The sequence below is a fragment of the Reinekea sp. genome (assembly GCF_982785585.1).
On record NZ_CEYAVF010000007.1, the window covers coordinates 40,332 to 62,845 of the forward strand.

The following is a 22,514-nucleotide window of genomic DNA, read 5'->3' on the forward strand; positions in this document are numbered from 1 at the left end:
TATTTTGCCAGCCGCGTTAAGCACCCAGAAGACGAATTGGATACCCGCGTCAGCCTGTTGATTCTGGCCAGTATTGCCGTCCTGAACTATGTCATTCTGCCGGTGCTTGGCCTGCGGCTATTGATGCCCACCCTAGCCTTATCAGCTTGGGCGGCCCAACCCTTGGCGGTTCTAGTACAAATGCTCTTCGCCCTGATGTTTTTTGCGCCCCTGCTCTGGCTCTGGCCGCGGTCAAGCCCGATCGACGGCATTGAACTCGATGCGGAGACCGAGGAATTGCCCGACCACCTGGTGCGCAGCCTGGCCTACCATCTCGCGGCCCCGAGGGTACGGCGCATTGTGCTGGTTAAGGGCCCAGTGCTGACAATCAGGCAGACGCCTCTGGACTGGCTGCAAAACCAGTCGACGCTGGAAATTGGCCTGCCGGTGCTCGAGGCGCTCACTCTACAGCAGTTTGTTGGCTTACTGGCCATGCGCATGAGCCCGTTGGCCAGCGGCTTCTATGCCCGAACCTGGGGCCTGTTTCTGCAATGGTACAACGCCCTGCGCTCGCGCAATAAATCTTGGGCCCTGCTGCTAAGCGGCTGGGTGCTGCCGATGCACCAGCATCACGCCGAACGCAGCGCCCTTATTGTCCGCGATCTGGTTGGCGTGCAGGAAACGGCCCGGCTGCAACGCATCGAAAAACGCTTTACTGAGTTAAACCGTGACTGGCCCGAGTTCACCGAGTTCTGCCGCAACATGCGTATTCGCGGCAGCCAATGGAGCGCCTTGGTGGCCCAGGAGCCCGACGGCGATACGCCACCGGATGCCGTTCAGGCGTTGTTCCGCATGGCGGCACCGGCGCTCTGGATCCTCTCCACCAGCGATGGCTATCAACGCGCCTTGGAGCGTAAACGGGACCAGACGCCTGCGTTCGAAATGACCGGCCGTGATCTGTGGCAACAATTTCAACGGCTTCGGCCGCTGCAGGAACGCTTCAAGCGGTTGATGATTCGGCCGGAGGCATTGGTGCCGCCCAGCGACGCCCAACAAAAACCAATTGCCTTGAACGCCCTGCGCCTCAATCGGCTGGCAAAGGAGGTTCTAGATGCGCAACGGCGACGGGTCGAGCAGGCGTTGGGCCTGCAAACTCCAAGTAAAAAGGCACCGGATATGGCCAGATTGGTGGCCAAATGGCGTGCGGCCAGTGCCGGTGTTTGGCCGGGAGATTGTTTAACCCATAAGGACTTCCCGCTAGCGAAGAGCGTCTTTCTAACCCTACAAACCTTACAGCAAATGAAATTATGGGCTGTCGAGGCGGGCCCACTTGCTGGCGCGCAGCTGGCGCTGCGCAATAAGCAGCTGATGCTGCTCTATCGCAAATGGCTCGAGCAAAGCGCCAAACTACCCGCCTTACCGCTTCTGATGGGCGATGCCAAGACGCTACAGGCGCAAATTCAGCACAGTGCGGGCCCTACCTTGCTGGCAGAATGGAGCCCCGATGCGGCCATCGAACAACTCGACTTTTGGCTCACCATCATGATCTGTTATTGGACCTGGGTCGCTGGACAGATATTGCAACCGCCGACCCTGGTCGAGAAGATGGCCGACCATTAGCTATCCTAGGCCGATCGGGTAGGGCATCCTAAAACTGAAGATCAGTCGTGCATTGTTGACGCAATCATTACCGGCTTTCGCTCGTCTGCACTGGCACATCAGGCTATTATCGATCGATTGTGTCATAACCAAAGCCGGAATCGGCTTTAGGCCGACCCTCAATCCATTGTTGAAAATTTTTATTTCAGACGGCTATAGAACGCTAAGAACCCCGAGTGAGGCAGCACAGCTCCCTATACCGGTCTGAACAATCCGTCTATCTACTGGAGTCCGTATGAAAACCATTAAATTTTGCGCCCCTCTGCTCTTAAGCGTCGGGCTTCTCGCTGCCACCACGGGGTTTTCGCAGGCGGAAGAGTTCACCAAGGATGAAATAGGCTCGATGGTCCGGGAGTATATTCTGACCCACCCTGAGGTAATTTACGAAGCCATCGATATTTTGCAAAAAGAGGCCGAACAACAGCAAGGCCGGCAAGAGGGCGCCGCGTTGCAGCAGATGGGCGACCTGCTGTTCAATAACCCGATCGATCCGGTTGGTGGCAACGCGGACGGCACCGTCACCTTGGTGGAGTTTTTTGATTATAACTGCGGTTACTGCAAACGCTCCGGTACGGTGTTGCAGACCTTGATTAAACAGAATCCGAACTTGCGGGTCGTTTATAAGGAATGGCCGATCCTGTCGGAGTCATCCGGTGAAGCGGCTAAAATCGCCTTGGCTGTCAACCTAGCCTTCCCTGACCAATATGAGGATTTTCATCGCGCCCTCTTATCGATGAGAAGCCTGCGCTCGGCCAATGATGTCTGGACCGTGGTCGACAAGTTGGCATTGGATCGGGCACCGATAGAGGCCGTGCTGACCGACCCGAAGGTTGGCCTGCATCTGCAGCAGACCGCCACGCTGGCCCAACAGCTCGGCATTACTGGCACACCAGCCTTTGTAGTGGGCGATGTTATCCTCAAGGGCGCCTACCCCATCGAACAAATCCAACAGGCCATTGACCAGCAGGGTTAGGCACGAGCAAAATTGGTATGTCGAGCCGAGGCGGAATCTGTCTCGGCTTTTTTGTGTCCAATCGATTAACTGACCCGGCCATGCAACTGGTTGCTAATGATGCTTGCGGCATGGGCCATCAAGTCCGCCGCGTCCGCCGTGCTGCTGTCCAGCGCGGGGTGAATGTGAATGTCGATAGTGCCAGCCCGCTTGGCAAACTGATCGTTACGCCAATACTGCCCGGCATTATGGGACACCGGCACCATCACACAGCCGGCCGCCTTAGCCAGCAGCGCGCCGCCCTGACGAAAGGGCAACAACTGGTGCGGTGAGGCTCGAGTGCCTTCGGGGAAGATCAACACCGAGTTGCCTTCGGCAATGCGTTGCGAGCCGAGCTCGATAACTTGCATCATGGCGTGGCGTTTGTTGGTGCGATCGATCGCGATGGGTTTCATCATCGCAAAGGTCCAGCCGAACAGCGGGATCTTGAGCAGACTGGCTTTGGCGACTTGGGATTGGGGATGAAACAGCAGCTGCAAAAAATAGGTTTCCCAGGCCGATTGGTGATTCGCGACGATCACACAGGCCTGTGGCGGCACATGCTCTAGGCCGTGCACCCTAACTCGGATACCTAGGATGTATTGGGTGCACAGGTGCATACCGCGAGCCCAGGCGCCGATCACTAGGTAATAACGCAGCGGATAGGGGATCATGTAGGCAAACAGCCCAAAGAAGGCCGCCCAAGTCAGCGTAAAGGGCACTACCAGCAAATAAAACAGAACGGTACGAATTGTTGCCCACCACATACGGGATGATCCTCGTTGCATCGACCTCCAGTTTACTGGCTTGCGCGCGTATGTCTGCCTTGAACGGTGAATAGACTGTTGCCTTTTTGGAATGATTTTCGCACTGGTGCGGAATGAAAAACTCGCGTTCAGGTAAATAGCGCCAGCCCCAAGAGCTTGGTTCGACACACCGAGCCTGCCAGTCACAGGATTTTCAGGCTCTAAAAACAGAAAAACCCGGCAGAGCCGGGTTTTTTTAAAGCCAAATCAATTACTTGATCTTAGCTTCTTTAAACATCACGTGTTGACGAATTTTTGGATCGTACTTCTTGAATTCCAGCTTATCTGGAGTCGTACGCTTGTTCTTGTCGGTCGTGTAAAAATAACCGGTACCGGCAGAACTTACTAAACGAATTTTATCGCGTGCCATCTTTTGGACCCCTTAAACTTTTTCACCACGGGCACGTAAATCTGTTAATACAGACTCTATACCCCGTTTGTCGATGATGCGCATACCCTTTGCAGAGATACGCAGCTTAACGAAGCGTTTTTCGCCCTCAACCCAAAAACGGTGAGAGTGAAGATTCGGCAAAAACCGACGCTTAGTTTTAATTTGTGAGTGGGAAACATTATTCCCTGTTACTGGACGTTTTCCAGTAACTTGGCAAACTCTAGACATTATCTGTCGCCTCTAATTGTCGGTGACACCGCATTAACAAAAATTCGACCGCAGGCAGTTTGAGTGCTTAGTGCATTAGTGCCGTTTCGACGTGGACGAATCACTTAACTGATTCGAGCTTCCAGACAAAACGCCAATGGCATAGTTTCGCATGAAATCTAAACAGCGCTTCAAGCAGTATTTGGGTGACCAAAACGCGATTGAAACTCTAACTAAGCTCCTCGAGACCTGGGGCCCTGATTCAAAGAGGCGCGTTTTATACCAGAACAAACCGCGAAGCTCAAGTACATTTGCTGTTTTTTTGTCCATGGCGCAACACTCCGTGCACCTCTGAACACCGTTAAAAGCCCCAAATAATCAGCCTTTACATGCTTTGGGCGGCTATAACAGGCCGCGTTCGGCAAAACTAATTACCACGCCCTGACCGACTACCATATGATCAAGCAGCTGAACGTCGATGGTGGCCAGTGCGGCTTGGATACGGTCGGTCAGCAGCCGATCGGCGCTGCTCGGCTCGGCAATGCCGCTGGGATGATTGTGCGCGAGAATCACCGCGCCGGCATTGCAGCTCAGCGCCGCCTTAACCACTTCGCGCGGATAGACGGCGGCACGGTCGAGCGTGCCCTGAAAAAGAGTTTCAAACCGCAGCACGCGATGCTGACTGTCCAGCCAGATACAGGCGAACTGTTCGCTGGTCAGGTCACGCATCTGCGCCAAGAGAAACCGCCGGGTGTCGCCGGGCGATGCGAGTGCCGGCTTAGCAATCAGTTCGGCCTTGAGATAACGGCGACTCATTTCTACCACGGCCTGTAATTGGACGAACTTGGCTGGGCCCAAACCAGGACCCTGACAAAACTGGCGCTGGTTGGCCTGAAACAGGCTCGCCAGTGAGCCGAAGCGGTTAAGGATCGATTGGGCTAGGCCGACGGCATCGAGACCGGGCAGGCCGGTTCTCAAAAAGATGGCCAACAGCTCGGCATCCGATAAGGCGTCAGCTCCTTGGAGCAAGAGTTTTTCCCGCGGGCGCGATGCGGCGGGCCATTGTTTGATCGACACGGGCAGTCCTTTTGGCTCGCTGAGCAGGATGGCAGTGAACCCATATCCCGACAACCTATGCTATCCTGCCCGTCCTGGGCCGAGGTTACTGATGGGTTATATTGGGTAACCATATCAAACCGAAACGGGAACTCAAGACCGACCAACGCATCCAAGCGGAAACTTTACCGACAGGCACTTCATCATGACACTCAGCGCACTGCACAATAAACATATAGTGGTTGGCATCACGGGTGGCATAGCAGCCTATAAGTCGGCCGAATTGGTGCGTCTGTTTATCAAGGCTGGCGCCGAGGTTCGGGTGGTGATGACCGAGGCGGCGCAACATTTTATCACCCCGCTAACCCTACAGGCGCTGTCCGGCAACCCGGTCAGTCGCAGCCTGTTGGATGAGCAGGCGGAACTGGGCATGGGCCATATCGAATTGGCACGCTGGGCCGATCTGGTCATTGTTGCGCCGGCGACGGCCGACTTTATTGCTCGAATGCAGGCTGGCATCGCCAATGATCTGTTGACCACCCTGCTGCTGGCGACCGAGGCACCGGTCGCGCTGGCACCGTCGATGAATGAAAAGATGTGGCACCACGCCACCACGCAACACAATATCGCCGCCCTGCGTGCACGCCTGACGAATGTGCACTGGTTTGGTCCGGAGGCCGGATTTCAGGCCTGTGGTGATGTCGGTGCGGGACGCATGATGGAGCCGACGGATTTGGTCGCCAGCACGGCGGCCTGCTTTGCCGAAGGGCCGCTGGCCGGTCAACGGGTGGTGATCAGCGCCGGCCCAACCCGTGAGGCGATCGATCCGGTGCGCTACCTGTCGAACAACAGCTCGGGCAAGATGGGCTTCGCCTTGGCCCGGTCGGCGGCTCGCCTGGGCGCCGAGGTCTGTCTGATCGCCGGCCCGGTCAGCCTACCCACCCCAGCGGGTGTGGAGCGCATCGATGTGCTCTCCGCGCTCGATATGCACAGCGCCGCAAGCACCGCCCTAACCCGTTGCGACATCTTTATTGGCACCGCTGCGGTGGCCGACTTTCGACTGAGCTCGGTGGCCGAGCAAAAAATCAAGAAGGACTCAAGTGGTCCCGCCCCAAGCCTAGCGCTGGTCGAAAATCCGGACATCATTGCGATGGTCGCGCAGCATCCGTTGCGACCTCGACGCGTTATTGCCTTCGCGGCCGAAACGGAGCATCTAGAGCAGCACGCCGGTAAAAAACTGGCCACGAAGCAGGTCGATGCGGTCGTGGCCAATGACGTGTCGCGCACCGACATCGGCTTCGGCGCGGAACACAATGAAATCCTCTGGGTCGGCGCGCACAACACCGTGGCCTTTGGCCCCGCCAACAAGTCCGCCGTGGCCGACTTCATCCTTCAACAAATCATCAATTTGGATCTGCACCATGAACCGTCCTAACGTACAGCTTAAAATCCTCGACCCGCGCATGGGTACCGAATTCGAACTGCCCACCTATGGCACGCCCGGCTCGGCCGGCATGGATCTGCGCGCCTGTCTGTCCGAGCCGCTCACGCTCGAACCGGGTCAAACTCAGCTGATCAGCACCGGCTTGGCGATCTTTCTCGATGATCCCTCGATCGCGGCGACCATCTTACCGCGCTCCGGACTGGGCCATAAGCACGGCATCGTGCTCGGTAACCTGGTCGGTCTGATCGATTCCGACTATCAGGGTGAACTGATGGTGTCGTGCTGGAACCGTGGTCACAGCGCGTTCACCATCGAACCGGGCGATCGCATTGCGCAACTGGTTTTGCTCCCGGTATTGCAGGCCAACTTAACGCTGGTTGAGGACTTTGCACCGACTGACCGCGGCATCGGCGGTTTCGGCAGCACGGGCCGAGGTTAGGGGCGGTTTGAGCCAGATCAACACTATACGCCTTGGCTTAATGAGCAAAAACGACTTGGCCCTGGCGTTCGATGGTGACGGCGATCAACAGGTTGTGCTCAACAGCGGTGGTAAATCGATCCGTGCCGATCGCTTGTTGCTGCGGCGCGCCAAACAGGTGTTGCAGGCCCGTCCCGGCACCACCATACTGTTCGACGCAGAAAGCGCGCCAGCTCGACGACCCTATTGTCGAAAAACGGCGGCAAGGCGCTGCTGAGGCCGACTCTCGATGGCGCACGTCGACATCGCCAACGCCTCGGGCTTGGCTTGGCCCGGCACAGGCCAGGCTAAGCGGGTGATTCCGGGCCGGTCCGCAGGCCAACCTGATGCTGATTCAGGCAATGGTCAAAGAGCAGCTTTTGGCCGTTGACAGCCAGCTGTAAATTCCTTTTTAATTCCGTCCCTAGCGAGGACTGATTGTTCTCACCTCGCTAGACCGGTCGATCACGGCGGTGCGCCCGAACCCTAAAACTGGGCGCGCGTGCTGATCCTTTACACTTTTCTGGAATCCTTATGTCACTGGATAACCGTACCGCGCACGACTATGTCAAAGTCTTAAATGAGGCCTTACCCTATATCCAACGTTTTCAGGGCAAAACCGTAGTCATTAAGTACGGCGGTAACGCCATGGTTGACGACACCCTGAAGGCCAGCTTCGCGCGCGATATCGTCCTGCTCAAGACCGTGGGCATCAACCCGGTGGTGGTGCACGGCGGCGGGCCACAAATTGGCTCCCTGCTGGAAAAACTCAATATTAAGAGTGAGTTCGTCAATGGCATGCGAGTGACCACATCAGAAACGATGGATGTTGTCGAAATGGTCCTAGGTGGCTTGGTTAATAAGGATATTGTGTCGCTGATCAACCAGGCCGGGGGCAAATCCTTCGGCATGACCGGTAAGGACGCGCATAGCATCAAGGCGCGCAAGCTCAAGGTGATGCGCGACAGTCCCGACCTGAAAAAATCCGAAATTATCGATATCGGCCACGTTGGCGAGGTCGAATCGATCGATAAGTCCTTTATCAATTGGATGAGTGATGGCGGCTATATACCAGTGATCGCACCGATCGGGGTCGGCGCAGACGGTACCTCCTATAATATTAACGCCGATTTGGTCGCCGGCAAGGTGGCGGAAGTGCTGGGCGCCGAGAAACTCATTTTGCTGACCAATATCAGTGGGTTGCAGAATAAGAGCGGCCAAATTCTGACCGGTCTGAGCACCGACCAGGTCAACGAGCTGATCGAAGACGGCACTATCCATGGCGGCATGTTACCCAAGATTCGGTGTGCCTTGGATGCGGTCCATGCCGGCGTCAACAGTGCCCATATTATCGATGGCCGCGTGGCGCATGCGACGCTATTGGAGATCTTCTCTGACAGCGGTGTCGGCACCCTTATTACCAATCAGCAGGAGCTGCTCAATGACTGAGCGCAGTGAGGCCCCTTCACGCCGAGACCAGATTTTGCAGGCGCTGGCCCATATGCTTGAAACCCATCCGGGCCAAACCATTACCACGGCAAAACTGGCCAAGGCAGTCGGTGTATCCGAAGCGGCGCTCTATCGGCACTTCCCCAGCAAGCTGAAAATATTTGAAGGCTTAATCATCTTTATTGAAGATACGCTGTTCTCGCGCATGACCCGAATTTTGCAAGAGGAGGAAGCCGCTATCCCGCGCTGTGAGGCGATTTTAGGCCTGCTCTTGGCCTTTGCCGAACGCAACCCGGGAATGTGCCGCATCCTGATCGGTGATGCCTTGGCCGGTGATGTTGAGCGTTTGCGCAGCCGAGTCATGCAGATTTTCGACCGGCTCGAAACTCAATTAAAACAGGTGCTGCGCGAGGCCGAGATCCGCGAGGGCATTCGCCCAGCGCTGCCCCTAAATCAAGCCGCTAACCTGCTCTTGAGCTACGCGGAAGGGCGTATCAATCAGTTTGTGCGCAGTGAGTTCAAACGCCCTCCGACCCAGGATTGGGCGGTGCAATGGCCGATTCTGGCAGGCGCCATCTTCGTAACTGAATAGGCCGGCGGTGGTCCTAAAACTCGATATTCAGGCCCACACCAGCGTAAGCCACTCGCTCTGCCGCTCGATCCGGCCAATCAAGCTCGACAAAACCAAAGGCCGACACCTTGTCGGTCAGGTTCAGCTCCTGAACTAGGCTGGTGTAATACTGCTCTTGATCGGCCGACCCTGGGCTGATCAGCCGATTAGCGCTCACCAACCACCTCAGGGTCGACGGGTTAGAGGCTAACCTGAAGGGAATGCGGGTAAAGCTTATCAGGGTCAGGGCACGGGCGTCGGACACCGAGCTGGTGCTCAGCTGCAGCCCTGCACCGACCGTCAGGCCCTTGCTGACCCAATCGCCGATCAGGCGCATAAGCTGGCTGTTCTGATGCGTGCCATTGAGCTCCAGCGCGAGACTGAGTCGGCGTCGTGCGTCGGCGTAGTCGGCCGCGAACGACAACCCGGTTTCGCCGCCGAGTCGTTCCGCTGGTATCACCGCCCATTCAAGCTGCAGCCGATCGGCGATGACCGGGGCTCTATAACTCAGGCCATCGACGCTGCCCAGACCCACCGCCAAATTGTCGCTACTGGCCTGGCTGTAGCCCAAGGCTCCCGTCAAGGCATCCGGATCGCGATGCATCAAAATGAAGAATTTATTGCTGCGTGCCAGCGGGCTGTCGCCGTAAAATAGCGTTAGGGCCCCCTGATCGCTGCGCAGACCCACCTCGCTGCGCACCAGCTGCGGACAACAGCCATCCTGGGCGTAGGTCACCAGGCCCACGGCGAGGTCAAAAAAAGCACTATTGGCGGCCACCGGGGTGTCTCCGCGAAAACCAAATTCCGACAGGTGGGTCTCCAGTTGCACATTCGAGCCGGCATCGGATGCAGCCAGTTGGCCATAGCCATTGGCCTGGCCGTAGAGCGACGTTTTAGCCTGTGCCGGCAGGGTAAGCAGGATCAAGTACAGCATCACGAGCGGTTTCATCTTGAATTTCTCCTATAATAGAGGCCGAAAGTGCCGCATCGCCTTGGAAAGAGGACGACTGCAGCGCCCGGAAAAAGTTACTATACTGTCATCATGACCGGCCCGCGGGTCGGAATGTGCCGACCTTGACAAGGACACTCGCTCAATGAATCAGCCTATTCCGGCCACACGGGTCACTGCGCCTAAAACCAACTTGCTGGTAACCGAGCCCACCGCGGTGCTGTTGTTCGATGCTCAGCACACCATTGTGGACGCCAATGAGAAGGCACGCCAATGGTTTGGCCAGATCCAGGCGCAGCAAACCAGCCTGGAAGAGGCCTGGCTGGCGAAATTGGGGTTGCAGTTGGTCGATCGCCATTTCCATCATCTGACTCTGAGCGACCTGCTATCCGGACAGTTGCCCGACCCCTATATAGGTTTGAGCGCAGGCAACCAAACTCGCTGGGCGCAATGGCATGTGCTGACCAGCCAACATCGGCAACAGCCTTGCCAAGCCCTGGTGTTGACCGATGTCTCCGATCTGATGCAATCCTTTCACGCCCTTCAACAGCATGCCGAAGACGCCGATACGCGTGACTTTGCCACTGGGCTCTATAATCGTCGCTATGCCTTGGAGCGGTTGACACAGATGCATCTGCAGGCCAAGCGCTATCAGTCGCCTTTCGCCATCGCCCTGATCGATATAGATCATTTCAAGCGCATCAACGATACCTTCGGTCACGCCTATGGCGATGAGGTGCTTGAGCGCCTGGCAAATGTCATTGGTAAAAGTTTTCGGGAAACCGATTTATGCGCCCGTTTTGGCGGCGAAGAATTTTTGATCCTGATGCCAGAAACCGAAACCGGTGCGGCCATTTTGTCACTCGATCGATTGCGCCAACAGATCTCGGAATTAAAATGGACCCAGATGCAGCGCCCCGTCACGATCAGCTCCGGCGTGGTGCGCTGGCAGATGAACAAGAGTGTCGAGCAGCTGATTTTCTTAGTCGATCAACGCCTGGGTACCGCGAAAAAGGCCGGTCGCAACCAGGTCTGTGGCGACCTGCTCTAAGGCCCCAAGAGATCGGGCCGCAGGGACGAAATAAACGTTAGGCGACCGCATCGAGCGGTTGGTTTTCAATCAGGGCTTTGTGCAATGCCGCAATGGTCAGTTCGTAATGATCTTCGGCCACCACGACCCGTATATCCACCTGCCGGATACTCTGATAGATGGCCAGTACATTGATGTTTTTCGCCGCCAGAGCGCCCGACATGGATGCCAAAATCCCCGGCACGTTCATGTCCGAGCCCAAGACCGAGACCATAGAAATCTTGCGACTGGTCATCTCGGCGTTGGGGAAATGCCGCTCCAACCTGGCCTGAATTCGCTCCACCACCTTGAGCCCGGTATCCAGATAGAGGGTGACGGTATTGGCGTTGTGCTCCTTGGCCAGCAAGGGCAGGTTGAATTCCTGCACCAAGCGCTGAATCTCGAGAAATTGCTGCGGTTCGCCAACCATATCCTGATCAAACACACTCAAGGCGTAAATATGTTGAATCCCGGCGATGATTTCCACGCGTGGCGTTTTCGATCGATAGTCGTTGGTGATTAGGGTGCCGTCGTGATCGGGTTCAAAGGTATTTTTGACCCGCAACGGAATGTCCTTTTGGCGCAAACCCTTAGCCGCCTTGGGATGAATCGCCTCCATCCCGATCAATGAAAGTTGATCGGCGACATCGTAATTGGTCCGCCCGATGGGCTTAACATTCTGTTCACCGACCACCATTGGATCGGCCGTCGACAGGTGGTATTCCTTATGGATCACGGCTTCGCGGGCTTCGGTCAATTCAGCAATCTTACTAAAGGTGATTTCGGAATAGCCTCGGTCGAAGGTCTGCATCAGGCCCTCGGCGCACTGGGTGTAGCCGGTCACGATCGGCATTTCGGTGGCCAGGTCATAGCGCGAGAAGACCGTTAGGATTTTGTCATCGAGCGCGAGGTTGTCTTTTTCTCGCCAGCCGGAGAGATCAACGAAACGTGCATTGATGCCTTCGGATTGGAGCAGCAAGGCGACGTTAAAAGCACTGTGCGCCTCGCCGACACCCGCGAGCATTTCGCGCACGGTCGCCAGATGTTCGTTAATCTGAAAGTGGCCGTAAGAACAAACCCGCTGCAAATCCAACAGGCAAGAGCGAATGCCCTCCATCCGTTCGGTAATGAATTGGTCAGCCTGCTTCAATATATGGGGCTGATCGAACAGCTGCGCGTTGAACTCACGCATCGCCTTGGCGGTATCGGTCAGCGCCTCGCTCCACTGCCAATCTGAATCGTTATTGGCAAAGAGCGCGTAGACGCCGGGTTCGCGAGATTTTTTGTGCTCTAACAAGCGATTGGTCATACCGCCATAGGCCGACACGACAAAAATCCGTTGATACATCTGGGCCTGTGATCGGCCAATCTGAATAATATTGTCCCGCACGGCGGGATAATTACTCATGGAAGTTCCACCAATTTTCTCAACGGTATGCAGTGCCATGTTCGGTTTGGTCCTAAGTTTTGCTGAGAACACTCAGCCAATGGGTCAAGGACCCTAAAGTTTAAGGCATTTAACTCTAAACTCAATAAAAGCCGTCACGCTCGGCAGTGGAAATTTCACAAGATGGTGGTGAATAATCAGCAATGGCTACTGGTCGCCCGATTTAAAGGTCGCTATTTCACTATCCTGAGCTGCCCCCCGCTGCCCAGCTCCAGCTTGATCTCTTGGCTGGCATTGGCCTCCAGGGTAAGCGTCATCGGGGTTTTCTGGCTCTGCTTACCATTCCAGTGGCTTACCGTGAGGGCAATGCTGGCCGGCGCGATCGAGCGATTGACCACTGTCAGACGCCAAAGCCCTTCGCGGACCATGGCACTGGTAAGATTCACCAGACTGCTCTGGCCCAGCGCCAGGGTCGCCTGCGCGCCTTGCCCAGGTTCATAATAACTGTCCAGCAGCGCTGCCTGACCATCGAACACGCCAACCTTAACCGGTCCCGCTAGGTCGGGTAAGAGGCCTTCGCTCTCGATTAAAATACTCGCCTGAGCCTGCTGCAGACCCTGTTGCCGGCTGTCCCATTGCAACTCATATTGCCGCGCCAACCGGCTCAGCACCGTCTCGGCAACCGGCAACCAGAGGTGGGTATTGGCCGCAAGGTTAAAGGGCTCAAGCGCGAATAGCGTTGGCACGCCCTGGCTCTGGCCGCTCTGCGGTTGCGCCATGTCCTGTTGCGCGCGCTCCATCGACAGCGCTCGCATCATGATCTGAGGCGGGCTTGGCACCTGAGCAAAGCTGTAGCCCGGCGCCTCGATGTCGTACTCGGACAAGTTGGAGACTATTAGCTCCTGATGCAGTTTGGGCGCCGCCGCTGTTATATCGAGCCGGTAACGCACCTGAGCGCTAATGGCCGAGTCTTGCCAAGCATAGAAGAGTCTATTGTTTTGCGTCTGCGGTTGGATCACGTTGAGTTCAAACGGGGTGTCGACCAGGGTGGTGAAATTCAACAAATGCCACTGACTTTGCGGCCAATAGCGCACGGTCTTGCCCTGTTGCAGGATCAGCTGACTGGCACTCACCCCCTGCACCAGCCAGAGCCCAGCCTCACCTCTTATATTCACGGCCTCACCCTGGGTGGGTAACCGGCGCGGGTCGGGCGACGACCAGCTGAGCCGAGTGCCGGCGAGTTCGGTCTGCCACCAGAATTGCTCGGGGCTGAGCCGAGCCACCGGCAGACGAACCCGGGTTTCAGTCGCGTTCAGGGTTTCACTGCGTGCTACCCAGGCGCCGTTGTTCGCTAGGTAGAGCCAATCCACCGCCAGACTTTCGGCGCTGCTCCAGTTAGCACAACTGGCGAGGCTGGCGAGCAATAGCAAGGGTTTCAAACGATGGATCGCATAAGCGTGCGGTGCCATAAACGAGCTCCTAGCAGAGAGTCGGTTCTATTAGCGCTGGCTGGATTGTGACCAGGTGTCCGACTTAAAATTCAACAGTAAATGGATCGGCCGGCGATTTTAGCGGACGCCCCGCAAGCCCGAGGCCGCTCTCAGGACTAGGGCGCCAACGGCAACGACCAGCAGCATGATAGCACCATAAAAAAGGCCCTCGCCCATGCTCAAGCCAAAGATAAAGTTCGGTGTGTAGCCGCACATGGTCTGGACTTCAAAGACCTGAGGCCACCAGGCATCGAGCGCAAACCAAGCCGGGAAACCGGCATCCATGCCGCACTGCCCCTCATATTGGCCGCGTTCGACCAACACCGAGATTCGGCTGCGGTCAATCAGCAGCGCCAGGGCAGCAACGAGGCCGACATGGGCGACACCCTGAGCCACCGGGCGCTCGGAACTCAGACCGAACAGGCCGAATAGCACGCCGCTCAGGGTCCAAAAACGCGCCTGAATACAGAGCACACAGGGTGGCTCGCCGAGTATGTATTGATAAAACAAGGCCACGCTTTCTAAGGCTAGGCCAGCGGCCACAACGAGATACCAATACCAACGGGAGTGAACAAATTTTATCAGCACAGGCAGCATAGTGGGTTCCAATGAGTTGGGTAGTAATGGTCGACCGGAGCGACAGATCGAGGCCAAGAAAAGTCAACGATAGCAGGCCAACTAAGGCTCGGCTGCGCAGCAAACTGTAAAAAACCCCAGTCTCAGACTCGTTCTATCTTGGCCACCGCGGGCAGCGCATGCAGCCGGCGCAGCACTCGACTGAGCTGGGTTCGACCGGTCACGGCCACCAGCAGACTGACCCGCGAGGTAATCGCGTCAATATCCTGCATTTGGATACTTTCGATATTGGCTTCGGCATGTGAGACCGCATTGGCGACACTGGCCAAGACACCTCGGACGTTGCTCAAGTCAATGCGCAAATCGACCAGGAACTCCCCTTCCATCGATTTTTCCCAATGCAGATGCACACAACGATCTGGATCGTGGCGCAGGTCGGCGATATTGCGACACTGTTCGATGTGCACCACCATGCCCTTGCCTTTGGACATCACGCCGACAATCGGGTCACCCGGTATCGGCCGACAGCACTTGCCATACTTGATGCGCAGCCCTTCAGTACCCTGAATCGTGAGGCTGCCTTGAGGCGAGGTGAGGGTATCGCCTTGCGACAATTGCAAGAGTCGGCGCGCGATAATATAGACCGGCTTTTGGCCGCTGCCGATCTCTGCAAACAGGTGCTCGGCATCCTTTAGATTCGACTCGAGCAAGACGGTGCTGATGGCCTCGCCTGATACCGCTTCAAGGTCAGTGCCAAAATTGCGCAGCTGGCTGTCGAGCAGTTTTTTGCCCAAGCCGATGGCGTCCTGCTGCTCCATGGTGGCCAAAAAGTGGCGGATATTCGCCCGTGCCTTGGCGGTAAAGACGAAATTGAGCCAAGCCGGGTTGGCGCGCGCACCGGGTGCGGTAATCACCTTGATCGAATCACCGCTGATCAACGGCTGGCTCAGGGGCGACAGCTTGCGATTGACCAGGCAGCCGACACAGGCGTTGCCGACATCAGTATGCACCGCGTAGGCAAAGTCGATCGGGGTCGCGCCGCGCGGCAGCTCCATGATTTCACCCTTGGGGGTGAAGACATAGATTTCATCGGGGAAGAGGTCAATCTTAACGTTTTCGATAAACTCCATCGAATCGCCGGCGCGCTCCTGCATTTCCAACAAATTCTTCACCCAACGCCGGGCTCTGGCGTGCGTTTGGCCGCCTTGGGTGTCGTCGGTTTTGTACAGCCAATGCGCGGCGATGCCGTGATTGGCCATGTCTTCCATATCCTGGGTGCGAATCTGGATTTCAATCGGTACGCCATTGGCACCAATCAGGTTGGTGTGCAGGGATTGGTAGCCGTTGGTTTTAGGTACGGCTATATAATCTTTAAAACGATTCGGCACCGGCTTATAAAGATTGTGCACCGAACCCAAGATGCGATAACAGGAATCGACCGAGTCGGTGATAATCCGAAAAGCATAGACGTCGAGAATTTCTTTCAAAGATTTGCGCTTTTCGCGCATCTTTTTATAGATCGAATAGAGATGTTTTTCCCGGCCGCTGACCTGAGCTTCGATGCCTTCCTGCAGCAAGCGAGTTGCCAACGCCTCCTCAATATGCCGGACAACCTCTTTGCGGTGCCCCAACTGCTTGCGCATGGCAGAGCGAATCCGAGTAGCACGCAATGGGTAGATTGATTCAAAAGATAGATTTTCTAGCTCAATCCGCAGATCATTAATGCCCAGCCGCAACGCAATGGGGGCATAAATCTCGAGGGTTTCACGCGATTTACGGCGCTTCTTTTCCGGCGGCATCACGCCCATAGTGCGCATATTGTGCAGGCGGTCGGCCAACTTGACCAGAATCACGCGAATATCCTTGGACATGGCCAGGACCATTTTCTGGAAATTCTCGGCCTGCTCTTCGACCTTACTTTCGAATTCCAAATGGGTCAGCTTGGACACGCCATCGACTAGATCGGCGACACCCTGGCCAAACTGCTCGACGATCGCCTCCTTGGATACGGCCGTGTCTTCGAGCACATCATGCAGCATGGCGGCCATCAGACTCTGATGATCCATATGCATTTCGCTGAGGATATTGGCAACCGCCAAGGGATGGGTGATATAGCGTTCGCCACTGCGCCGCATCTGACCTTCATGCGCCTGCTCGGCGTAAAAATAGGCCCGTTTGATACGCGCCACCTTTTCCGGTGACAGGTACTCATTTAGGCGCTCAGCGAGATCGTGTACGGTTGGCAAGGAAAGTCCAAACTGGCTTATGAAGCTTCAGTGTATTCAAACCCATTCAAACGGCAATAAAAAACCGGGCAAAGCCCGGTTATTTTAGTGCGATCCTGTCTTTAGTCTTCGATCTCGTCGAGAATAGAAGCATTGATCTTGCCTTCGGCAATTTCACGCAATGCAACGACCGTTGGCTTGTCATTACCCTGCTCAACGAATGTTTCTACTCCATCGTTCGAAATCTGGCGCGCGCGCTTGCTGGCAACCATGATTAATTCAAAACGATTCGCAACCTTATCTAAACAATCTTCAACTGTAACGCGTGCCATGGTGATCTCCTGTGAGCTCGCTGGTGCAAGCCGGGCGATTGTACGGAAATTAGACGGTTTGGCAACCGGCATGATGGCTTAGAGCCCTTATCCGCATAAATTAAGCTTGGCCTAGGTCAATAGCTGCGTAATCAGACCTTGATGACGCTGCTGCTGCTGACTCATCACGAGGCGATTGGTGGTAAAGATCGCCGCCAGCTCGTCCAACGCTTTGTAAAAATCATCGTTAATAATCAGATAGTCGAAGTCGCCGTAATGCGACATTTCGGAGACCGCGTCGAGCATGCGCCGACTGATGACGGCCGCGCTGTCCTGTTGGCGTTTTTCCAGTCGCTCCTGCAAAGCCGCTTTCGACGGTGGCAAAATAAACACGCTCCGGCAGCCTGGCATCAGTCGGCGCACCTGTTGCGCGCCTTGCCAGTCGATCTCGAGAATCACATCGTGCCCCGCATCGAGCTGATGTTGGACATAGGCCTGTGAGGTGCCGTAATAGTTATCGAAAACCTGGGCATGCTCCAAAAATTCGCCGCGCCCGACCCGCTCGACAAAGTCTGCGGGGCTGGTGAAGTGATAGTGTGCGCCGTCTTCCTCACCCGGCCGCATGGCGCGAGTGGTATGGGAAATCGACAAGGTCACGAACGGCAGACGGGCGATCACCGCATTGACCAAACTGCTTTTGCCGGCGCCACTGGGGGCGGCAATAATATAAAGGATACCGGGGACGATAGTTGCCATGAAAGGGACCTGAGCTCTGCTGTAATAGGGATAATCGGGCGATGATAGCAGGGCTTGAAGGTAAGTTCCTGCCTAAAGCCATGCTAACCTCAATTGATCCACTGCGCAGCGTATTGAGCAGTGGTCCCGGCCATCGGGAAGGTTTGCGTGGCTATTTGACGGGTGCCTTGCTGCTGTTAAAAGTATCGTGTTTCTCGACAGTGGTGCCCAGACGGTCAAGCAATCCGACATCGAGCACCGGCGACGCGTCGATATGCTGTGCATCCATCATGTGGGCGACGCGCTGCAGTGAGGCGATAATCATCATCTGTTCCCACTCGTGTAAATCACCAAACTGGCGCGCGAATTGATACTGCAAAGGCATGGGCGCCGACTTGAGCACCTCCTGTCCGGCGTCCGTTAACAGTGCAAAGACCTTGCGTTTATCGGTACTGGAGCGCGCCCGCTCAACCAGGCCACGCTTTTCCAAGCGATCGATGATGGTAGTGACCGTCGCCTGACTTAAATTAATAATGCCCGCCAGACCTCCGATAGTCATCTCGCCCCGCTCTCGAATAGTTTTCAGCAGAATGATCTGCGGAGCGGTCAGCCCCGTGGTCTTGGCCAAATGCTTAGAGTGCAGATCGGTGGCGCGAATAATTCGGCGCAGCGCCACCAGGACTTCGTCAACTTTTTCCATAGATTGCTCGTTAAATGCTTTATATATCAAATTGAAATTATACCTCAAGCGTCGCTAGACCCGACACCGCTTAAGGCTTTTAGCATATCTTTAGCCTACGATGAATTCTGACATTGCAAACAGCCCTGAAATTTTATATTACTTAGTGTACTATGCTTTCTTTTTCGGCAAATTCAATTCATAAATCGAAATTATCGGCATTTTTATGACATAGGGCTAAACTCTATGATTAGCGTCAGGGAAAATTATTTAGATGCATAAATAATGAGCTCTAACTAAATATCGAAAGGACCCCAACATGATTAGCCTGCATCTCCCTACATTAAATGACGGCTATGCTGTTCATCGATTAATCAAGAGCTGCCCACCGCTGGATGTAAACTCCGCGTACTGCAATTTTTTGCAATCTGGTCACTTTGCCCGAACCTCAATTCTTGCCAAAGCGGGCGATCAATGCGTCGGCTTTATCAGCGGCTATGTTAAGCCGGAAGATGCCAACACCTTGTTTATCTGGCAGGTGGCGGTGAACGACTCTGCGCGCGGTAAAGGCCTGGCCAGCCAGATGCTGGACAGCTTATTGCAACGCCCTAATCTGCATTCGGTGCAATACCTCGAAACTACAATTACGGCAGAAAACAAGGCATCTTGGGCTCTTTTTACCCGCCTAGCCAGGCGCCTCGAGGCGGAATTGAACAAGATCGACTATCTAGATAAGCAGACCCATTTTCAGGGCGACCACGAGAGTGAGAGCCTGGTGCGCATCGGACCTTTTAATGCCTAATCCATCCTTTGGAGAACATATGACTATTTTTGACGAATTTGAATCCGCGGTACAATCTTATGCCCGTTCTTTTCCCTGTATTTTTAACCGCGCCAAGAACGAACTGCTCTACGATGAAGCGGGCAATGAATACCTCGACTTTTTAGCCGGTGCCGGCACACTGAACTATGGTCACAACAACGACCTCTTTAAAGCTCGCTTGGTGGAATACATCATGGCCGACGGCATCACCCATGGCCTGGACCTGCACACCAAGGCCAAGGGCGAGTTCTTGGAAGCCTTTAACGAGCGCATCTTAAAGCCGCGTAACCTCGATTATGTGATGCAGTTTACCGGACCTACCGGCACCAACGCGGTTGAAGCCGCGCTCAAGTTGGCCCGAAACGTCACGGGCCGCGAGAATGTCATCTCCTTTACCAATGGTTTCCACGGCGTCAGCCTAGGCGCCTTGGCGACCACCGGCAATTCGCATCATCGCGGTGCCGCCGGCGTTAGCTTGGGTGGCAGCAGCCGCATGCCTTACGATGGTTACCTGGGTGACGGTGTCGACACCACTGCCTACCTCGACAAGGTACTGGGCGACTCCAGCAGCGGAATCGACTTGCCGGCCGCGGTAATTGTCGAAACCGTTCAGGGCGAAGGTGGCATCAACGCCGCCAGCGCCGAGTGGCTGCAGCAGTTAGAGAGTGTGTGTCGCAAATACGACGTCCTGTTGATTGTCGACGACGTTCAAGCCGGTTGTGGTCGAACCGGTACTTTCTTCAGCTTTGAAGAATCGGGCATCAAGCCGGACATAGTCACCATGTCTAAATCCTTAGGAGGCTATGGCCTACCCTTCGCCATGGTAATGATCAGACCCGATCTGGATCAGTGGAAGCCCGGCGAACACAACGGCACCTTCCGTGGTAACAACTTTGCCTTCGTCACCGCCAAGGCGGCCCTGGATGAATATTGGGCCGACGATCGTTTCGCGAAAGACATACAACGCAAAGGCGAGTATGTTGAAAAGCGTTTAGCTCAAATGGCTGCAGCCTATGGCAATGGAAATTTCTCTACCCGCGGACGCGGTATGTTTCGAGGCCTAAACTGTGTCGACGGCGATCTGGCGTCAAAAATCACCCGCAAGGCTTTCGCCAACGGCCTGATGATTGAAACCAGCGGTGCCGACGACCAGGTTGTGAAAATCTTATGCCCACTCATTATCACCGATGCCAACCTGAAGAAAGGTCTCGATATCTTGGCCGCAGCGATTCGCGATATTTGCGCTAAGGAGTCCGAAATGCCGGAAGAATCAGACTATTTCGACAACGTTCAGCTCGTCGAACCTGAATTGACCGCCCTGGCCAGCTAATCTAATTAGGCGTCTGTGGCCTAAGGCCCAGACGCCGCCTAGGAGTATCTATGATTGTTCGTAATATGATTCAGGCTGAACAGCAAGGCCGGAAAATAGTGTCACCCGACGGCAACTGGGACAGTACCCGGTTGCTGTTGAAGGAAGATCAGATGGGGTTTTCATTTCATATCACCACCATCTATAAGGGTGCAGACTTTCAAATGCACTATCAGAATCATTTGGAATCGGTCTATTGCATCAGCGGCGAAGGGGAAGTTGAAACCCTAGCCGATGGTCAAAAATATCCAATAGCACCGGGTACGCTTTACATCTTAGACAAGCACGATAAACATATCTTGCGTGGGTTCTCAGAGATGAAAATGGCCTGTGTCTTCAATCCGCCGTTGAACGGCAAAGAAGTGCACAACCCTGACGGCGCCTACGAGCTCGAAGCCGAATCGATCGACCAGTAAGCCAACGTCACGTTGGAGAAGGAACGGTTCCTCGACGGAACATTAGACTCAGGGGACAAGATGCACACCATTGAAAAGATCGGCGGTACGTCGATGAACGATTATGCCTCAGTACGAGACAATATCGTATTTAAGCCGTCGCGTTTTAAGCATTATTACAATCGGGTTTTCGTCGTCAGCGCCTATGGCGGTGTCACCGATAAGCTGCTTGAGTTCAAAAAAAGCGGTAAGGCGGGGGTGTTTAAACTCTTTGCCAGCAGTATGGAAGATGACAGCTGGCTCGACGCCATCACCGCTCTGAATGCTGATTTACATCAGATCAACGCCCAGCTGTTTGGCGACACAGAGGCGCTGGTCGAGGCCGACCAATTTATTAACGACCGGATCATCGACGCGCGCCAGTGCCTGCTCGACTTGCAGAGCCTATGCCATCATGGCCACTTCGCACTGGACGCCCACCTGGCGACGGTGCGCGAAATGCTGGCCAGCCTAGGCGAAGCCCACAGTGCCTGGAATACGGCTAAGTTGTTGCAACGCGATGGCGTGAACGCCTGCTTTATCGACCTGACCGGTTGGCGCGCCACAGAGCATATGTCGCTCGATGAGCGTATTCAAAAAGCCTTTGCGAGCATCGACTTGGCCACTTCGCTGCCCATCGTGACCGGCTATGCTCACAGTGAAAATGGCCTAATGTCGTCGTTTAATCGCGGGTACAGTGAAATGACCTTCAGTCGCCTGGCGGTACTGACCGACGCGACGGAAGCGATCATCCATAAAGAGTTTCACCTCTCAAGCGCCGATCCGCGCCTGGTCGGCGAAGCCAAGGCCGTGCCCATTGGCCGCACCAATTACGATGTCGCCGACCAACTGGCCAACCTGGGGATGGAAGCCATACACCCAAAGGCGGCCAAAGGCTTGCGCCAAAGCAATATTCCACTGCGCATTAAAAACACCTTTGAGCCAGAGCACACCGGCACCCTGATTACCGGCGACTACGTCAGTGATGCACCGCGCGTCGAAATTGTCGCTGGCACCAAGGGCGTCTATGCCTTGGAAATTTTTGATCAGGATATGGCCGGACTGTTCCATATCTTCGACCCCAAGATTGTCACCATCATTAAGCGCTACAAGGCACATATTGTCTCCAAAGACATCAATGCCAACTCGGTCACCCACTATCTGACGACCAACCTAAAAACGGTTAAGCGGATTCGCGCTGAATTGGAGGAAACCTTTCCGGAAGCCGAAGTGGATCAGAAGAAAGTCGCCATTGTCTCGGTGATCGGTAGCGACCTTAAAATAAACGGTTTGTTGGCTCAGACCGCCTTGGCCATTTCCTCAGCCGGCATCAGCATACTGGCCGTGCACCAATGCATGCGCCAGGTTGATGTGCAGTTTGTGATTCAGGAAGAAGATTACGCCAACGCGGTTAAGGC

The 22,514-nt window shown here is 55.2% G+C and carries 24 protein-coding genes; 12 read left to right on the forward strand and 12 right to left on the reverse strand.

Annotated elements, in window-relative coordinates:
* Together AC4FIC_RS04805 and AC4FIC_RS04810 are read left to right on the forward strand one after the other, a co-directional pair.
* Nucleotides 1-1,599, forward strand: a 1,599-nt coding sequence (locus AC4FIC_RS04805) for a hypothetical protein (protein WP_476194262.1), incomplete at its 5' end; no start/stop codon positions are given.
* Nucleotides 1,600-1,873: 274 nt separating this feature from the next.
* The gene (locus tag AC4FIC_RS04810; protein ID WP_273285114.1) at nucleotides 1,874-2,611 is read left to right on the forward strand and encodes a DsbA family protein; all 738 of its coding nucleotides are present in this window, start codon (nucleotides 1,874-1,876) and stop codon (nucleotides 2,609-2,611) included.
* Nucleotides 2,612-2,676: 65 nt separating this feature from the next.
* Here the strand turns inward: AC4FIC_RS04810 and AC4FIC_RS04815 are convergent, their stop codons facing one another.
* The 4 genes from AC4FIC_RS04815 to radC all read right to left on the reverse strand — a co-directional run bounded on the left by AC4FIC_RS04815 (nucleotide 2,677) and on the right by radC (nucleotide 5,110).
* Entirely contained in the window at nucleotides 2,677-3,396 is a 720-nt protein-coding gene (locus tag AC4FIC_RS04815; protein ID WP_158524416.1) for a lysophospholipid acyltransferase family protein, read from the reverse strand.
* Nucleotides 3,397-3,646: 250 nt separating this feature from the next.
* Nucleotides 3,647-3,805, reverse strand: coding sequence for a 50S ribosomal protein L33 (gene rpmG / locus AC4FIC_RS04820; RefSeq protein WP_100258530.1), 159 nt, complete (start codon nucleotides 3,803-3,805; stop codon nucleotides 3,647-3,649).
* Nucleotides 3,806-3,817: 12 nt separating this feature from the next.
* Complete coding sequence (gene rpmB, locus AC4FIC_RS04825) at nucleotides 3,818-4,054, reverse strand: 50S ribosomal protein L28 (RefSeq protein ID WP_100258531.1); 237 nt, start codon at nucleotides 4,052-4,054, stop codon at nucleotides 3,818-3,820.
* A gap of 381 nt (nucleotides 4,055-4,435) precedes the next feature.
* A complete protein-coding gene (gene radC / locus AC4FIC_RS04830; RefSeq protein WP_100258533.1) occupies nucleotides 4,436-5,110 on the reverse strand; it encodes a RadC family protein in 675 nt (224 codons plus the stop codon).
* A 184-nt stretch (nucleotides 5,111-5,294) separates the two neighbouring features.
* On the opposite strand from radC, the gene coaBC reads away from it, so the two are divergent.
* The 5 genes from coaBC (at nucleotide 5,295) to slmA (ending at nucleotide 9,031) form a co-directional block, all read left to right on the forward strand.
* Entirely contained in the window at nucleotides 5,295-6,524 is a 1,230-nt protein-coding gene (gene coaBC / locus AC4FIC_RS04835) for a bifunctional phosphopantothenoylcysteine decarboxylase/phosphopantothenate--cysteine ligase CoaBC (protein WP_100258534.1), read from the forward strand.
* Nucleotides 6,511-6,972, forward strand: coding sequence for a dUTP diphosphatase (gene dut, locus AC4FIC_RS04840; RefSeq protein ID WP_100258535.1), 462 nt, complete (start codon nucleotides 6,511-6,513; stop codon nucleotides 6,970-6,972). Before coaBC ends, dut begins: the two co-directional genes overlap by 14 nt.
* A gap of 40 nt (nucleotides 6,973-7,012) precedes the next feature.
* Nucleotides 7,013-7,228, forward strand: coding sequence for a hypothetical protein (locus tag AC4FIC_RS04845; protein ID WP_145980318.1), 216 nt, complete (start codon nucleotides 7,013-7,015; stop codon nucleotides 7,226-7,228).
* A 296-nt stretch (nucleotides 7,229-7,524) separates the two neighbouring features.
* Nucleotides 7,525-8,439, forward strand: coding sequence for an acetylglutamate kinase (gene argB / locus AC4FIC_RS04850; RefSeq protein WP_100258537.1), 915 nt, complete (start codon nucleotides 7,525-7,527; stop codon nucleotides 8,437-8,439).
* Nucleotides 8,432-9,031, forward strand: coding sequence for a nucleoid occlusion factor SlmA (gene slmA / locus AC4FIC_RS04855; protein ID WP_273285116.1), 600 nt, complete (start codon nucleotides 8,432-8,434; stop codon nucleotides 9,029-9,031). The genes argB and slmA overlap by 8 nt, the downstream gene beginning before the upstream one ends.
* Nucleotides 9,032-9,044: 13 nt before the next feature.
* Here slmA and AC4FIC_RS04860 read toward each other — a convergent pair whose 3' ends face one another.
* Nucleotides 9,045-9,998, reverse strand: a complete 954-nt coding sequence (locus tag AC4FIC_RS04860; RefSeq protein ID WP_476451488.1) for a hypothetical protein — start codon at nucleotides 9,996-9,998, stop codon at nucleotides 9,045-9,047.
* Between the two features lie 145 nt (nucleotides 9,999-10,143).
* Here AC4FIC_RS04860 and AC4FIC_RS04865 point away from each other — a divergent pair, with 145 nt between their 5' ends.
* Nucleotides 10,144-11,049 carry a GGDEF domain-containing protein gene (locus AC4FIC_RS04865; RefSeq protein WP_100258540.1) on the forward strand — a complete coding sequence of 302 codons (906 nt, stop codon included), beginning with the start codon at nucleotides 10,144-10,146 and terminating at the stop codon, nucleotides 11,047-11,049.
* Between the two features lie 37 nt (nucleotides 11,050-11,086).
* On the opposite strand, the gene AC4FIC_RS04870 is transcribed toward AC4FIC_RS04865, so the two are convergent.
* The 7 genes from AC4FIC_RS04870 to AC4FIC_RS04900 form a co-directional block, all read right to left on the reverse strand.
* Complete coding sequence (locus tag AC4FIC_RS04870; protein ID WP_100258541.1) at nucleotides 11,087-12,514, reverse strand: aspartate kinase; 1,428 nt, start codon at nucleotides 12,512-12,514, stop codon at nucleotides 11,087-11,089.
* A gap of 173 nt (nucleotides 12,515-12,687) precedes the next feature.
* The gene (locus AC4FIC_RS04875) at nucleotides 12,688-13,923 is read right to left on the reverse strand and encodes a hypothetical protein (RefSeq protein WP_273285119.1); all 1,236 of its coding nucleotides are present in this window, start codon (nucleotides 13,921-13,923) and stop codon (nucleotides 12,688-12,690) included.
* Between the two features lie 99 nt (nucleotides 13,924-14,022).
* The gene (locus AC4FIC_RS04880; RefSeq protein WP_273285120.1) at nucleotides 14,023-14,541 is read right to left on the reverse strand and encodes a disulfide bond formation protein B; all 519 of its coding nucleotides are present in this window, start codon (nucleotides 14,539-14,541) and stop codon (nucleotides 14,023-14,025) included.
* A gap of 122 nt (nucleotides 14,542-14,663) precedes the next feature.
* Complete coding sequence (locus tag AC4FIC_RS04885) at nucleotides 14,664-16,766, reverse strand: RelA/SpoT family protein (protein WP_100258544.1); 2,103 nt, start codon at nucleotides 16,764-16,766, stop codon at nucleotides 14,664-14,666.
* 101 nt (nucleotides 16,767-16,867) lie between these two features.
* Complete coding sequence (gene rpoZ / locus AC4FIC_RS04890) at nucleotides 16,868-17,077, reverse strand: DNA-directed RNA polymerase subunit omega (protein ID WP_100258545.1); 210 nt, start codon at nucleotides 17,075-17,077, stop codon at nucleotides 16,868-16,870.
* A gap of 111 nt (nucleotides 17,078-17,188) precedes the next feature.
* Nucleotides 17,189-17,812, reverse strand: a complete 624-nt coding sequence (gene gmk / locus AC4FIC_RS04895) for a guanylate kinase (RefSeq protein ID WP_337957393.1) — start codon at nucleotides 17,810-17,812, stop codon at nucleotides 17,189-17,191.
* Nucleotides 17,813-17,963: 151 nt separating this feature from the next.
* Nucleotides 17,964-18,491, reverse strand: coding sequence for a MarR family winged helix-turn-helix transcriptional regulator (locus tag AC4FIC_RS04900; RefSeq protein ID WP_100258547.1), 528 nt, complete (start codon nucleotides 18,489-18,491; stop codon nucleotides 17,964-17,966).
* A gap of 298 nt (nucleotides 18,492-18,789) precedes the next feature.
* Between AC4FIC_RS04900 and ectA the strand changes: the two genes are divergently transcribed.
* The 4 genes from ectA to AC4FIC_RS04920 all read left to right on the forward strand — a co-directional run.
* Nucleotides 18,790-19,272, forward strand: coding sequence for a diaminobutyrate acetyltransferase (gene ectA / locus AC4FIC_RS04905; protein ID WP_273285121.1), 483 nt, complete (start codon nucleotides 18,790-18,792; stop codon nucleotides 19,270-19,272).
* A gap of 19 nt (nucleotides 19,273-19,291) precedes the next feature.
* The gene (gene ectB, locus AC4FIC_RS04910) at nucleotides 19,292-20,623 is read left to right on the forward strand and encodes a diaminobutyrate--2-oxoglutarate transaminase (RefSeq protein ID WP_273285122.1); all 1,332 of its coding nucleotides are present in this window, start codon (nucleotides 19,292-19,294) and stop codon (nucleotides 20,621-20,623) included.
* Nucleotides 20,624-20,673: 50 nt separating this feature from the next.
* Nucleotides 20,674-21,078: an ectoine synthase gene (locus AC4FIC_RS04915; protein WP_273285123.1), complete on the forward strand. Its 405-nt coding sequence runs from the start codon at nucleotides 20,674-20,676 to the stop codon at nucleotides 21,076-21,078.
* 60 nt (nucleotides 21,079-21,138) lie between these two features.
* Nucleotides 21,139-22,514 (forward strand): aspartate kinase (locus tag AC4FIC_RS04920; protein WP_476194261.1); only part of this gene is annotated, 1,376 nt, incomplete at its 3' end.